Origin of the sequence: Cytobacillus eiseniae (genome assembly GCF_017874625.1) — a bacterium.
Taxonomy (GTDB): domain Bacteria; phylum Bacillota; class Bacilli; order Bacillales; family Cytobacillaceae; genus Cytobacillus; species Cytobacillus eiseniae.
In genome coordinates this window covers 36,634-51,171 of record NZ_JAGIKZ010000001.1, presented here as the reverse complement: position 1 = coordinate 51,171, position 14,538 = coordinate 36,634, and the positions used below count along the sequence as shown (strand labels likewise).

Here is a 14,538-nt window from a genome sequence, read left to right as displayed (position 1 = left end):
ATTTTTTAATTTCAATATCCATTCTCTTTGGCATAATAATAATCACTTCTAGTATCCAGGTTATACTGTCACAAAACATAATTATAAGATCTATAAACATCCTAAGTATTATTCTTCTTTCAGGCGCTATTGGTGCTTTTATAAGAGAATTGTTTTTAATAAAACAAATACGCAAGCATTAACAGATTTTATGTATTTGTGTTGAAAATAACGGACGTAAATTAGTTTCTACGAATTAAAAATGCAGAAAAACGCTTGCGTTTTCTTATTGTATATCAATAACCTCAGACAAAAATCTCCATTTACATCTTTTTTATCATATACACTTGTCTAGTAATGGCATCAAACCCCATTTCCTTTAAAATAGAATAAGTGATTTTGCTTTTTTCAATAGGAAGATTAGGGATCACTCGGTTAATATCGTCTATGAGATTGCCAAATACCTCATGTAATAAACATTTTATTATCCTTTCAGTATCCTCATGTCCTTGTTCTGCCTCACATTGGTATAATACAGTATTTATATGCTTGTCTTCCGTGTCATACACTTTACGATAATAGGCATAACCAAGTGGGCATCCACACGAATCCTTTACAATGAGTGCTTCTCCTTCTTTCGCACTTTGCCACTGTGTTTGCCATGGATTCATTCCTTTATAGAAGGATAGATTCCCAACTTGCTGTGGAATTGCTCTTTCTACTTTATAACCCCCGGTATGATCAGATACATAAGTGTTTTCCTTTTTCCCTTTTAAACTTAAATATTCCAATTGATCGACTATTTCATAGCCAAGCTTTTCATATAATGATATGGCTTTCTCGTTCTCACTGATTGCTTCTAATGTTGCATAATCTACTTGTTCATCTTTAAGAATCGCTAAGGTTGCATCCATTAAGATTTTTCCTATTCCTTTATTTCTCAATTCGGAGGCAACTCCTGTTCCGCCATTCCAAGCCAATTTCTTTCCGTTAAATTCACGAATGCCATTTTTAACGATACCGATTGGTTTATTATCTATAAATGCGACAATGGATAAATGAGGGGATAACCCTTCTTGGACTAACCGGCTAATAAATTTTTCTGCGGTCGTAGTCGCATCAAAAAAATACCCTTCAAAGCCTATGTTCCAAGCCTCTACCCCTTCTGCAATCGTACAATCTACTAATCTTTTTATTTCAACCGTCATCAATCTTCCCCGCTCTCAAAAAGTTATATTTTTGTTGTAGTTATAATTAAAATTCTACAAAGTTCAGAATCATCCTTTGTTTTTTTCTATTTCCTTCTTACTTTTCAACGTCTGTCAGGTATAATAAAAACCTGAGTCCAATGGATTCAGGTTCTGGCCTATTTTAGTTTTCACTAAGGTAGTCTTTGACAATCTCGTTGAACTTCTCATTATGCTCCCAGAACATCATATGGCCCCCGAGTACCTCTACCTTCACTTCTGGTGTTAAGCGATTTGTATACGTAACTGCAGTTTCTGCCCAGTGTTCAGCCACAATATTTAATGTAGGAACGGTTTGACTTGCCTTTTTTGCTTGCTCTCGATAATCAGAAAACATGCCAGAAGCGAACAACTGTCCTGCAATGTATGATGGTGTTTTTAAAGATTGCTCGACAAGCCATGTTAACTCTTCTTCCTCAAGCTCTCTTTGTACCATTACTTGAGTAATATAATTCGTTATGAATGCCCTTTGTCCGCTAGAATTTCGTAAATACGCATTGTAAATAGCTGCAATATCATCAAGTGGACCCTCTACCCAATCCTCTTTATTAACGGATAAAGACTTTGGAGGCATATCAATGAAAATTAAGGATTTGACTTGATCAAAGCCATTCTGTTTCAAGTACTCCCAAACGCTGAAACATCCAAAGGACCAGCCAGCTAGTGTAACATTCTTAAGCTCTAACACATCAAGTATGATTTTTAAATCGGCCCCATGTGTGACATAATCATTCCCAGTAATGGACTTTGTCGAACGACCATGACTCCTTGGATCAACAACAATCACATGATTTGTTTTAGAGAAAAACTCTATTTGTTTTGTAAAAACCTCTGTTGTAAAAGTAAAGCCCGGGATAAAAACAATCGGTTCCCCACTGCCTGCTTCCTGTACAAACAACTCAACGTCTGAATCAACCTCAATGTATTTACTATTTAATAACGGCATCGTCTCACACCTCTAGTCATTTTTATCTACTATATTCGAAGGTAAGACTATTAATTCCTTAGATATGGCACACCGTTTATCATTTCCTACAATTGATGATAGATTAGTTGAACAACGCCAGAAGTAAATGTTCTTGTATGAACTAATTTTAAATTCAACCTCTGGCTTATATCAATAAACATCGGTTTTCCCTCTCCCAAAATGACAGGATGAATGGACAGCCTATATTCATCCACAAGTCCTAAATTAATAAAAGTTGTAATAAGACTTGCACCACCATACAACCACATATCTTTACCAGATTTACTCTTCAATTTCATGACTTCTTCAAAAATTTGATCATTTATGAAGATTGCTTGATCCGTCTCTTTTTTCGTTCTAGAAAAAACATATTTTTCTTTGCTATGTACCAATTCCCAAATTTCCTTATCAGTATCAGAGTCCCCCGGTTTTGGAAGATATTGTCCCCATAAATCATAGCTTTTTCTACCATATAAAATTGTATCTATTTGATCTAAAAATTTGGTGAAATCCATATCTGGCTCCATGATGCACCAATCCACTTCTCCGTTTTTTCCTTCAATGTACCCATCTAAAGAAACAGCTAAATCTAAAATTACTTTTCTTTGTTTATCACTATTTGACATTGCTTTTCCTCCTGCTTTCCTCCGTGTTTTAAAAATGATTAAAATCAGCTTGATACTAAACTGTCTCTAAGAATTTTATTAATCATAATAAATGTCTTTCTCTAAATCAATAGAAGACATAGATAACCGTCATCTACGTCTTCTAAAGTGTATCAATTTTAACCTATAATTGATTTCATTGTTATGTCAGCTTATGCCCACAGTTCGAGCAGAAATTCCCTTCACCCGTTTTTGTTCCACAGTTAGGACAAAAATTGGGTCTTTTTTGTTCGGACGGCCTCATTTGTGAAGTTGTTCCATCATTTTGTGATGGTGCAGGTTGATTTTGTTGTTGCTGATTCATTTGATTCAGCATTTTATTCGCCATATTCATTCCCATCATCATCCCAGCCATATCTGATGCTGTTCCGCCTCCGCTCATTTTTCCAGAAGCAAGACCATCTGTTATCGAAATTTGCTGGTATCTGTCAATGTTGCCAACCATTCCGTGTGAAGCATTTTTCGTAATCATTTCCTGCACTTCTTTCGGATAGCTGAAGCTCATGACATTGAAGCCAGTAATCGTTATACCACTCTTGATCATTTGCATATCCAAATCCTCTTGAATCCCCTTAGAAATTTCGAAAGCATTGGATTGTAGATTAAACATATCCTTCCCTTCCCTCGTTATCCATTTCATCAAAAGTTGATCAAGTACGGAAGTGATACGAATTCTAACATCTTCAACAACATATTGATCCCTTACACCGGCAATTTGATCGATTAAGGCAATATAATCATCTACTTTAAAATTAAACGTTCCGTTCGCTCGAATCGGCATTCCACCTGGGAGCCCAGGAGCTGGGATATTAATCGCATTTTTTGTTCCCCATTTGACGATGAACTCTTTTGTGTTTACAAAGAGTACTTCTACCCGCATTCCGCTATTGAATCCAAACTTAAAGCCTTTTAAAGTCGATAAAAAAGGAATGATTTGCGATTCAATATCATACTCGCCTTCATCGCGAAATACCCCTTCAATTTTTCCATTGTTTAGGAATATAGCATCCTGACCTGGACGAATAATCAATCTGCTCCCCTTTTTAATTTCACGATTGCTCCATTTATAGAAAATCATATCATCTCTAAATTCTTGCCATTCTACTACATTTGCAAATTGGTTTCTAAAAAAAGACATCGATCACCTGCTCCTTCCTGCGTTTTAAAATTTCCCTCTGCTTCCGCTATGTGAGTGGCCGCCTCGAGAAATTCCACCGCCGCCTCCACCACCACTTTTCGTGTTACTAGATGGCTTTTTCTGCTTCGTTACAGTTTGTCTTATATAGTTATCATACTTATTAAGTATACCTGATTGATTGTTATTCATATAATTCTGAGCACTTACAGTGACTCTGCCACCAGAACGATAGGCCATAAGTGCTACAATGATTCCAGCTACAATTAATGATACAGCCAGCTGGAACCACCATTTAAACAATATATTTTCAGGATTAACGCCTGGCTTAAACCCCATATAGTCATGGGCTGTATGAATATATACGGAAAAAGCTTGAAAATAGTTGCCTTGTGATAAATCAGGAGTAATTTTATTACGAACCATATCTAAGCGTGCATCATCTAAATATTGCTCTGCTTTTTTAAATCCTGCTAGATACACATCTCTAGTCTGTAAGTCAATGGTTAATATAGAAGTATTTCCATGCGGCTGGTCATAGCCTGGCGCATGTTCATCATAGAAATCCTGTACATATGGAATAATGTCCTTCCCATCCATGCCGTTGACAGTGATCACCATAAAAGCGGTGTTCATTTGTTCACTTAATTCACTAGATAAAGATTCTAACTCTTCAACTTCTGTTTCAGATAGCAGCTCAGCATAATCATATATATACTGTTTTTGATTCATAGAATCTGCGTTAACCGATATTCCCCAAGGTACAAATAGAATGAAAATAGTCAATAAGAAAAAAAGACTTTGCTTTTTTATTTTTCCACCACTCACCAAAAGCCACCTCCCAAGAAGTAAGAGGCACATTTTAATGCAAGCAAGGATCCAGCAGCAATGCCACCAAACCACATACTTACCTTGCCTGAGCTAATTGGCGGTTTACCAACTACTTTTCCAGTTTGGCCATTCATTGCAAAGGTATGCTCGGACTGGTTATAATCATAGATGACCATCCATACAGGCAGCAGCACATAGTAGCTGTTCACGTTTCTAGTATCGATTGTCTTCTCTTTATAATTTACAGAATGATAGCCTGTTAATGTTGATCGAATGTAGGAATCAATATAGCCGCTGATTTTATCCTTTGCCCGTGGAAGGAGCTCTTCATCTGTATAATTGTATTTCTCCGCAATATAACCCGCCAAATACGGAGTTTTAAAATTTTTCAATTGATCATATGGGTATGGCTCTAGTTTATCCATTAATCCATCATTCATTTTTTCTGATGCATCAACAGGGATCTTCACATAATCAAGATTTATATCACGGAAAGCATCATAATACTTTGTTTCTGTATAAATATATTCTCCCCTTGTGTACATTCTTACCTTCGTACAAACAGCGTTCACTTGCACCTTGCTATTTAAATCAAATAACCAAAAAGGAACATACATCCCTGTGATGCTTTTTATTCGATCCGCATTCATAAAACCCTTCGGAGTAAGCAGCCCTTTTCTGCACCATTTCTGAAATGCCTTTGTTGCCTCTTCCTTACTTATTGTAAAGGGAATCACCTTTGCTGGAGCAAGATGCCCAGATAATCGATCCGCTATCACCACACCAGCTCCACAAAAACTGCAACTTGTCGCGGTTGTCTCTGCCTCTGTAATTAACACAGCTCCGCAGTTCTCACAGTGGTACTCCTTCGCCTCATCTTCTGAAAATGTAGTTGTGATTAAATCTTCAGGATAACTTTCGATTTTATCCTGTCTCCCACAGCTATCACAAGCTAGCTCTCCTGATTCAGAATCAAAGCTCATATCACTTCCACAACTCGGACATTTATAATGAAGAATCATATGCCAACCACCTCTATTTTGAAGACAGGGGGACTATAACCCTGTCCAGCCTACTATTGGTTTCTGTCCCCTCGTCCATCATTTCTTCAATCGATCTTTTAGTGCTTCCAATTCGCGATCGATATTATTATTACTCGGCTCATCATATTTAGTTGTTAGTTCAGCGATTTCATCTTTAGGCTCAGCGTTTAGTTCAGCCATTGCATTCGCTTCATCAAGTGCACGGTTCACCTTATCTTCCATTCTTCCAAATGCAGAAATCGATTGTCCGGAATTAACTCCAGTTGCTCCAAGCTTATTCATCCGCTCCTGTGTCTTTGCTACTGACCATTTTGCTTTTAGCATATTTCTCCGAGATTCCAATTCGCCGATATCAGCAACAAGTTTGTCATGCATTTGTTTCATTTGAAGGGAGTTTGTTGAAGCCAATTGATAAGAGCTTTCTAAATTTGCAAGATTATTTGTTAACACGGCCTTCTTCTCCAGGAATTTTCTTGCATCCCCTTCATTTCCTGCTTCCAATGCCTTGATTGCGTATCGCTCCATTTTTTCCATATCATCTTGGCATGCATTCAATTCTCTTTTTGTCCGCTGTTCTTCCGCCATAACTGATGCTGTTTCTGATTTAACCTTGCCTAAATCTCGATTAAGATTTCTTAAGTACTGATCAATCATTTTCTCTGGATTCTCCGCTTTATCTAATAACGCATGAATGTTACTTGACATAATATCTTTAAATCTTGTGATAATACTCATACTCACTATTCCCCCTTTGAATGTTTCACTCGATTTCCTTTTTGAAATCAAACAATCCTAACTGCCTATAAGAAGATAGTTAGAAAAGTCCAATACTACACTATACTGTTTTCTAGAAAAAAAGTTTCATGTTTTAGAAAAATCGTAATCTATTCAATTAAGCTATGTATGTAAAAAGGGGGCATCCTACGATTACTTATATTGGGACAGTTTCCTGCCCCGTTAACCTTATTCGTCAGCTTTCGTTTGATGAATTGTACCAAATGGGTGCTCTGGTGGTGCATAAATTGTATAAAGCTTAAGCGGTTTGTTCCCGATATTGATAATATTATGCCATTTTCCTGCTGGTACCATAATGGCATCATCCTCATAAACTCTTTTCTGAAAGTCTAAATGATTCTTGGAATTTCCCATCTGAACAATTCCTTGCCCCTCTTCAATACGCAGAAATTGATCTGTTCGAGGATGAACTTCTAAACCAATATCCTCGCCCACTCGTATACTCATCACAGTAACTTGCAAATGATTCCCTGTCCATAAAGCTGTACGAAACGTTTTATTTTTCTTTGCTGCCTCCTCAATATTTACGACATAAGGTTGTTTCCCATGATCTTTTGACATCGCGCGACCTTGTGGAGACGGATGATAGTAACCAAATTGATTTATTTGTACAAGCTCATTCGGTATAATAGGAAATCTATGAAATAGCTGCACCGGGTAATTAGGATAAGGAATATAGTACATTTTTATCAATCCCTTCATAAATAGACTAAATTATCCTATGCGCAATGCTCAGAGTATGATACTTGTATGAGCAGAAAACAGTTGAAGGAATATTTAGATTTTAATAGGAACCACAGTAGATTTAAGATAAAATAGGATTGAATAAAAAGAAAGGATGAACCTTATGATCTATAAACCTCGTTTGGAACCAGAAGAATTAACTTTTTTAAACGCATTAAAGCCTCGAATGACGCTATCAGAAATAGATCGCCAGCAATATTACAGACTTAGAAAAGGCTATGAAGGAGAAATGCTGTTTGATCAGTTAACAGACAAGCTACAATCCGAATGCTATATAATGAATGGTTTACTGTTAAAGGTAAACAACTCGACATTTCAAATCGACACACTCATTATTATTTCCGGAACAATCTACTTATACGAAGTGAAGAATTATGATGGAGATTATTTATACGATACTGAGACTGATAGAATATATAAATTACCCCAGACAGAATATAATAATCCTCTTCATCAAATGAATCGTACTAAGTCCCTACTCCGCCAATTACTTCATACTATTGGGCACAAATTCCCTATTGAATCCCATGTTGTTTTTATCAACCCCCAGTTTACTTTATATCAAGCTCCTCTCAATAAACATTTTATTTTTCCAACTCAAGTAACATCTCATTTACGAAACTTGGATGCTGCAATGTCAAGTCACAATGGTACTGACAGACTTCTTGCTGATAAATTGGTGTCTCTTCACATTGAAAAGTCCCCATATACACGATTGCCTTCCTATAAATACGAGCATCTGAAAACCGGAGTTAATTGTAAATTTTGTCATTCCTTCTCTATTGATGTTAATGGTCTATCGTGTATTTGTAGTAATTGTGGATTTAAAGAAAGCGTTGAAACTGCAATTGTTCGAACGATTAAACAAATAAAGCTATTGAATCCTAATTGGAAAATTACCACTAATGAGGCAATAAAATGGTGTGGACTGATTAATTGTAGAAAAAGAGTGAGTAGGATATTAAGAAAGAACTTTAAAATTGCAGGGAAATATCGAGGAACTTATTATGAGTAACCATCATTTCCAAAAGTGTTTGATCTTTAGTCAAGTCTTTTGATTTTTATTGACTTTATCTAATTGAATGCTGCTACTATGAGACTTATACTTTAAGTTTTTAGCAATTTTGCACCATTGAATGCTTCTATGAGACATGTTCCTTCGTTTCCTCATGGGTTTTGTACCATTGATTGCTTCTATGAGACAAGTTCCTTCGTTTCTTCATGGGTTTTGTACCATTGATTGCTTCTATGGGACATGTTCCTTCGTTTCCTCATGGGTTTTGTACCATTGATTGCTTCTATGGGACATGTTCCTTCGTTTTTTCATGGGTTTTGTACCATTGATTGCTTCTATGGGACATTTTCCTTCGTTTCTTCATGGATTTTGTACCATTGATTGCTTCTATGGGACATTTTCCTTCGTTTCTTCATGGTTTTGTACCATTGATTGCTTCTATGGGACATGTTCCTTCGTTTCTTTATGGGTTTTGTACCATTGATTGCTTCTATTAATGGGACATGTTCCTTCGTTTCTTCAAGGGTTTTGTACCATTGAATGCTTCTATGGGACATGTTCCTTCGTTTCCTCATGGATTTTGTACCATTGATTGCTTCTATGGGACAAGTTCCTTCGTTTCTTCATGGATTTTGTACCATTGATTGCTTCTATGGGACAAGTTCCTTCGTTTCTTCATGGGTTTTGTACCATTGAATGCTTCTATGGGACATGTTCCTTCGTTTTTCATAGGTTTTGTACCATTGATTGCTTCTATGGGACATTTTCCTTCGTTTTTTCATAGGTTTTGTACCATTGATTGCTTCTACGAGAGAAGCCTCCCAGTTTTTTTAAAGGTTCGCCGGATGAAACACTTCTGTGAGACAATCCTCTCAATTTTTTCAAAGGTTTTGTCCCATTACACTCTTCTATGAAACCAGTCCCACTGCTTTCCCAAGAGTTTTATCCCATTAACTTTTCTCTGTCAAAGGGATTGGTCCATAATCTCACTAGTTATTCGGATTAGTACTACTAGAAAGAGAATACAGACCGATCCCAATCTCTATAAACTATTTCAACCAATATTTAGATGAGCTATAATTCAATAGCTCACTTGAACATCACCATCAGTCGATGAACTCTTCCGGCAATCTTAACAGGACATACGTTCCTCTATTGGCAACAATAATTATGCTTTCACATTTTTATCGGACATACGTTCCGTTATTTATCTGAAAGGGCGTTAATTCCACCTAAATATTAGCTAATAACGGACTCAATGTCCACACAAGTTGAAACAAATGGATTTTCACACAGAAAATCCATTCGTTTTGTTTGAAATTTCGAATGGATTTACATATCTTGACATGATCGGGACTACTTATTATATATGACAGAGTACTTTTCATTATAGTTATTTGGAGTTTAACCATTATTTCTTTTATAACCAGCTATCCGTTCCCGCTAGCATGATCATCTAGCAAGCTAATTATTTTGACCATGCATGAGTTCATATATTTTGCGAGCAGTATTGACATTTCTTACCGTCACTTGTTTGTATAATTTTGATCCAATGATCTTTGTCATTCCGCTTTTTGTTATATTTTCTTTATCAACGGACCATAAAATAGCGCCAGGAACATATTTCACTGTATCTATTGGTTTAATGACTAACTCCTTAAGAATAGATTCATCATCAATTTCATCCCATAAAAACATGACATCACTTTTCATGTCTTTGTCATTTCTCCAATCGTCTGGAATTGCTTGAATGATTCTGCTGACGTCATTGAAACTACGAACGATTACTTTAATAGGTAATCCAAAATCACCATGGATTGCTTCTTCCAAAATAAGTGAAAGTTCATTTTTATTGGAGCTTTTTGATGAAAAAATAATATTACCTGTATTGATGTATGTCACTACATCATTCATTCCAACTTGTTCAAACGTTTGTTTTAGTAGCTTCATGTCAATTTTATTCTTTCCTCCGACATTTATCCCCCGAAGAAGTGCAATATATATCATAATTCTCCTCCCAACAACATTTTCATTATTCACTCATTGTTACCAATTACAAACCTGACTAGTTCATAAAATATGTTCGATAAAAACCCCATAAATCCTTCTTAACTATCAGATGGATAAAAAGGATTATTTCAATAAATACTAGGAAAGAAAAGGATAATCATTCTTGGGGGTGAATGAAGATGAATCAGCTAACGAAGAAAGAGCTTTCCTATATAGAAGATGAAATCCGTGCAGAGGAGATTACTGCAAAAACATTGAATTGGTGTGCCTCACAATGCGACGACCAAGAACTAGGAGCTATGCTTGAACAGCTAGCGGAAAGTCACCAATTAAAAATTGCTGAACTGTCACAGTACTTTAACCGTTCAAAAATGATTCAGTAAAAATGAAAGGGATGTATGGCAATGCCAAATAATATTGGGAAGCGCGGTTTAACGGATCGAGAAATGCTACAGCTATGCCTGGAATTAGAAAAAGGCAGATGTCGAAGTGTAAGCAATACGATGCTAGAAACAAGCCATAATGAATTGCGTGAAATTTATCAGCAATGTTTTGAAAATGCCAATAATAATCATTACAGTCTTTATGAAAAAATGAATGAGAATGGCTGGTATAAAACGGACATTGCCACAACTGGAGACATCCACAAAGTACAAGAATTTATGCAAAATAATTTACACCCTGATGAACAATTTTAATGAAAAGAGCAGACCTTTAAACTCATCGTTTGGTCTGCTCAATTTATTATTCTCCTAAATCAACATTATGATAAACTTGCTGAACATCTTCTAAATCCTCTAATGCATCAATCATCTTTTCAAACTTTTCCCTTGCATCTCCTGCTAGCTCTACATCGTTTTGCGCAAGCATTGTTATTTCAGCAACGGTAAATTCATTGATACCTACATCTTTAAGTGCTTGTTGCACTGCATGGAACTGATCTGGATCTGCATAAATGATCACTGCTTCATCTTCTTCTAAAATGTCACGTACATCGACATCTGCTTCCATTAAATTTTCGAGTACTTCATCTGCCGTTTTCCCTTCAAGTCCAATTACAGCAGTTGAATCAAACATATATGCAACAGATCCACTCACACCCATATTTCCACCATTTTTACCGAAAGCAGCGCGTACATCTGCAGCCGTACGATTAACATTATTTGTCAACGCATCAACTATGATCATTGAACCATTGGGTCCAAAGCCTTCGTAACGAAGTTCATCAAAATTTTCATCTGAGCCGCCTTTTGCTTTTTCAATAGCACGGTCGATAATATGTTTTGGCACATTATAAGTCTTTGCTCGTTCCAGCGTAAACTTTAAAGCCTGATTTGCTTCTGGATCGGGTTCTCCTTGTCTCGCTACTACGTAAATTTCACGGCCAAATTTTGCATAAATTCGACTCGTATTTGCATCTTTTGCTGCTTTTTTTTCTTTAATATTATTCCACTTACGACCCATTATGAACACTCACTTTCACATTAAATCAAATATAAATATAAAATAGACATTTCGACACACTATTTTAAAAAACAATAATGAATTAAACACCATTTCATATTGTCCTCACGAGGTTGTACCTACTAAATTATATTATACCTAAATTAATCATTTGTTAAGTTTTTATTCAAAGAAATAGCATCAAAAAAAGGCTTCCGCTAGTTAGAAAAGCCACTTTTTGGAAAGCCTCATACTATTTGTTTTTAATTTGTTGCATTAATAATACGGATAGCCCCCATATGGATAATAGGAAGGTGGAAATGGTGTTGGTGCTGGATACGGTGCTGGATATGGTGTTGGATATGGATATCCACTGAATCCTGGGTTAGCTAATGCCCCAACCGTTAATCCACCTAATACACCTCCAAGAAATGGTACCCCAACTCCTAATGAATTAGAATGCCCTCCATGGTGTCCACCGTGATGTCCCCCATGATGACCACCGTGGTGTCCTCCATGATGACCGCCGTGATGTCCTCCATAATTATTTCTTTGATTCATCTGCTTCCTCTCCCTCTAAAAAATGCTTTCTCTTGTACTGTATGCAAGATAAACATCCAACGAGTGGGCATTTCACTTAATAAAGAGTGAATCCGTTCAATTAAAGCCTTTGCGGAATAATAAATTTCGATGAATTGGTTATATTAAAAAAAAGGAATTTTTGGAAGGTGTTAAACATTAATGTAATATATGCATTTATATGGTTATTTGCCATGTGGAAATGGGGTGACATTAAAAACTGGCAAAAATATTATCCTACATTTTTGTTTTTTGTTATAGGAGATTTTTTATATCTTTACCTTCTTTCAGACATATATCCAATGTGGAGATACGCCCCACAAGATATGAATGAAAACACAAGAATAACAAATTCTCATATTTCATTATTAGTTATGGCGATTAAATACCCTGCAACCATTCTTATGTACTTGCCAAACTTCCCTAAGGAGAAAATATTCAAACAAATTTTTTTTATTCTCTTATGGTCTTTCATATATGCAATCAATGAATTCATTGATCTGCGACTAAATATAATTAATCATTCAAATGGCTGGAATTTTTATTGGTCATTCCTATTTAATATTGTCATGTTTTCAATCTTGCGTATTCATCATTGCAAACCGCTCTATGCATGGATGTTTTCAATCGTTTTCATTGTTTTTTTATGGAATATTTTTGATATCCCATCTCGTGTCTTTCGATAAATAGTAATACTTATAGCAAAAAGAAGCAGATTGTCACCTTAATGAAGATAATCCGCTTCTTTTATTTGCTACAAGGTAATTCAAAAATACAAGATTCATTTGTACAGTTGACTGGATCAAACTTACTATAGTCAACGATTAAACATTAATGAGAATATTGATTTGTGCCTTTTACTGAATGGCCCTCTTGAATTGCAGATCCAAACTTATCTTGATAATACATCCAAACGACGATAATTAAGCTAGCAAGTGCAACTTGTGACAATGCCATAAAGCCAATCGCATAATGACCAGTCAGATTAAATAAAAATGAAAGCATTAATGGCGGGAAGAATCCTCCTAAACCACCCATTGCAGAAACGATTCCGTTGACAATTCCGCCTTGCTTTGAGAAATACATCGGTACTAATTTGAATATTGTTCCGTTTCCAATCCCTGCACAAAAAGCAATTGTCAAACAGCCAATAGAATAAATAGCTAGCGAAGGATTAAATGCTAATAAAATCCCTGATAATGTTAAACCTGTAAAAACGACCATTAAAATTTTGAATGAATTAAATTTGTCTCCAAGCCAACCACCTAATGGACGGACGAAGGTGGCAATTGCGATAAAACCAGCTGTTCTTATACCTGCATCTACCTTGTCTAACTCAAAATGTGCAACTAGGAAGTTTGGTAAATAGATTGTAAATGCAACAAACGCACCAAAAGTTAAGAAATAGAACAAGCTTAAACACCAGAGTTTTTCATTTTTATACACACTTTTAATTTGATCTTTCAGAGGAGTCGTTACTTTTGGTTCATTTTTATCTCCTAAGAAAAAGTTAACTATTGCTACAATTAAAACGATCACTAAGAAAATTTGTACAGTTGATTGCCAGCCAATTTGTGAAGCAATCACTGGTGCAGCAAAGGTTGTAATTGCAGTACCGACATTCCCTACTCCATAGATTCCATTAACAAACCCATGTTTTTCCTTCGGATAATACTTTGGCAAGGAAGTTACACCAACTGAAAAGACAGCTCCGCTTATCCCTAGAAACAGTCCACCTACAAGTAAGTCAATAAATGAATTGGCAATGCTTATATAGTATATTGGAAATAATAAGAGAATAAAGCTTATTGAAAAAAGTTTTCTTGCTCCAAATCGATTCGTCCAATATCCAATTGGGATTCTAAGAATAGAACCTAGTACAACAGGTATTGCAGTTACTAATGCTAATTGATTAGCAGATAATTGAATTTCCTCTTTAATAAATGGAATTAGTGCGGATAAAATAACCCATACCATAAATCCTGCTATTAAACTAAATGTTTGAAGAGGTAATTGTATCGCTTTTGCTTTCATTTGATTGTTCCCCTTTCGCCTCTTATATGAGTCCATCGTAAAAAATCTAGC

The 14,538-nt window shown here is 35.9% G+C and carries 16 protein-coding genes; 4 read left to right on the top strand and 12 right to left on the bottom strand.

Going from position 1 to position 14,538, the window contains the following annotated elements; genetic code table 11:
* Positions 1-302: 302 nt before the first annotated feature.
* From J2Z40_RS00270 to J2Z40_RS00235, 8 genes are all read right to left on the bottom strand, one after another.
* Positions 303-1,187 carry a GNAT family N-acetyltransferase gene (locus tag J2Z40_RS00270; RefSeq protein WP_066394973.1) on the bottom strand — a complete coding sequence of 295 codons (885 nt, stop codon included), beginning with the start codon at positions 1,185-1,187 and terminating at the stop codon, positions 303-305.
* Positions 1,188-1,350: 163 nt separating this feature from the next.
* Positions 1,351-2,172: an alpha/beta fold hydrolase gene (locus J2Z40_RS00265; protein WP_066394976.1), complete on the bottom strand. Its 822-nt coding sequence runs from the start codon at positions 2,170-2,172 to the stop codon at positions 1,351-1,353.
* An 86-nt stretch (positions 2,173-2,258) separates the two neighbouring features.
* Positions 2,259-2,819: a dihydrofolate reductase family protein gene (locus J2Z40_RS00260; protein ID WP_066394979.1), complete on the bottom strand. Its 561-nt coding sequence runs from the start codon at positions 2,817-2,819 to the stop codon at positions 2,259-2,261.
* Between the two features lie 181 nt (positions 2,820-3,000).
* Positions 3,001-3,996 (bottom strand): SPFH domain-containing protein, encoded by a 996-nt coding sequence (locus J2Z40_RS00255; RefSeq protein ID WP_066394981.1) that lies wholly within the window; start codon positions 3,994-3,996, stop codon positions 3,001-3,003.
* A 24-nt stretch (positions 3,997-4,020) separates the two neighbouring features.
* The gene (locus J2Z40_RS00250) at positions 4,021-4,854 is read right to left on the bottom strand and encodes a TPM domain-containing protein (protein WP_083953909.1); all 834 of its coding nucleotides are present in this window, start codon (positions 4,852-4,854) and stop codon (positions 4,021-4,023) included.
* Positions 4,818-5,846 (bottom strand): TFIIB-type zinc ribbon-containing protein, encoded by a 1,029-nt coding sequence (locus J2Z40_RS00245; protein ID WP_066394983.1) that lies wholly within the window; start codon positions 5,844-5,846, stop codon positions 4,818-4,820. Before J2Z40_RS00245 ends, J2Z40_RS00250 begins: the two co-directional genes overlap by 37 nt.
* 78 nt (positions 5,847-5,924) lie before the next feature.
* Complete coding sequence (locus tag J2Z40_RS00240) at positions 5,925-6,602, bottom strand: PspA/IM30 family protein (protein ID WP_066394986.1); 678 nt, start codon at positions 6,600-6,602, stop codon at positions 5,925-5,927.
* Positions 6,603-6,830: 228 nt separating this feature from the next.
* Complete coding sequence (locus J2Z40_RS00235) at positions 6,831-7,346, bottom strand: cupin domain-containing protein (protein ID WP_066394988.1); 516 nt, start codon at positions 7,344-7,346, stop codon at positions 6,831-6,833.
* 163 nt (positions 7,347-7,509) lie between these two features.
* Here J2Z40_RS00235 and J2Z40_RS00230 point away from each other — a divergent pair, with 163 nt between their 5' ends.
* A complete protein-coding gene (locus J2Z40_RS00230; RefSeq protein ID WP_066394990.1) occupies positions 7,510-8,421 on the top strand; it encodes a nuclease-related domain-containing protein in 912 nt (303 codons plus the stop codon).
* Between the two features lie 1,464 nt (positions 8,422-9,885).
* Here J2Z40_RS00230 and J2Z40_RS00225 read toward each other — a convergent pair.
* Positions 9,886-10,428 carry a DUF1697 domain-containing protein gene (locus tag J2Z40_RS00225; protein WP_066394994.1) on the bottom strand — a complete coding sequence of 181 codons (543 nt, stop codon included), beginning with the start codon at positions 10,426-10,428 and terminating at the stop codon, positions 9,886-9,888.
* 182 nt (positions 10,429-10,610) lie between these two features.
* On the opposite strand from J2Z40_RS00225, the gene J2Z40_RS00220 reads away from it, so the two are divergent.
* Complete coding sequence (locus J2Z40_RS00220; protein WP_066394997.1) at positions 10,611-10,814, top strand: hypothetical protein; 204 nt, start codon at positions 10,611-10,613, stop codon at positions 10,812-10,814.
* 21 nt (positions 10,815-10,835) lie between these two features.
* Positions 10,836-11,129, top strand: coding sequence for a spore coat protein (locus J2Z40_RS00215; RefSeq protein ID WP_066394998.1), 294 nt, complete (start codon positions 10,836-10,838; stop codon positions 11,127-11,129).
* Between the two features lie 46 nt (positions 11,130-11,175).
* Here J2Z40_RS00215 and J2Z40_RS00210 read toward each other — a convergent pair whose 3' ends face one another.
* Both J2Z40_RS00210 and J2Z40_RS00205 read right to left on the bottom strand, forming a co-directional pair.
* Positions 11,176-11,895 (bottom strand): YebC/PmpR family DNA-binding transcriptional regulator, encoded by a 720-nt coding sequence (locus J2Z40_RS00210; protein WP_066395000.1) that lies wholly within the window; start codon positions 11,893-11,895, stop codon positions 11,176-11,178.
* Positions 11,896-12,150: 255 nt separating this feature from the next.
* Positions 12,151-12,435 carry a hypothetical protein gene (locus tag J2Z40_RS00205; RefSeq protein WP_066395002.1) on the bottom strand — a complete coding sequence of 95 codons (285 nt, stop codon included), beginning with the start codon at positions 12,433-12,435 and terminating at the stop codon, positions 12,151-12,153.
* 167 nt (positions 12,436-12,602) lie between these two features.
* Here J2Z40_RS00205 and J2Z40_RS00200 point away from each other — a divergent pair, with 167 nt between their 5' ends.
* Entirely contained in the window at positions 12,603-13,139 is a 537-nt protein-coding gene (locus tag J2Z40_RS00200) for a CBO0543 family protein (protein WP_342590303.1), read from the top strand.
* Positions 13,140-13,284: 145 nt separating this feature from the next.
* Here J2Z40_RS00200 and J2Z40_RS00195 read toward each other — a convergent pair whose 3' ends face one another.
* Positions 13,285-14,487, bottom strand: coding sequence for a nitrate/nitrite transporter (locus tag J2Z40_RS00195; RefSeq protein WP_066395003.1), 1,203 nt, complete (start codon positions 14,485-14,487; stop codon positions 13,285-13,287).
* Positions 14,488-14,538 lie beyond the last annotated feature (51 nt).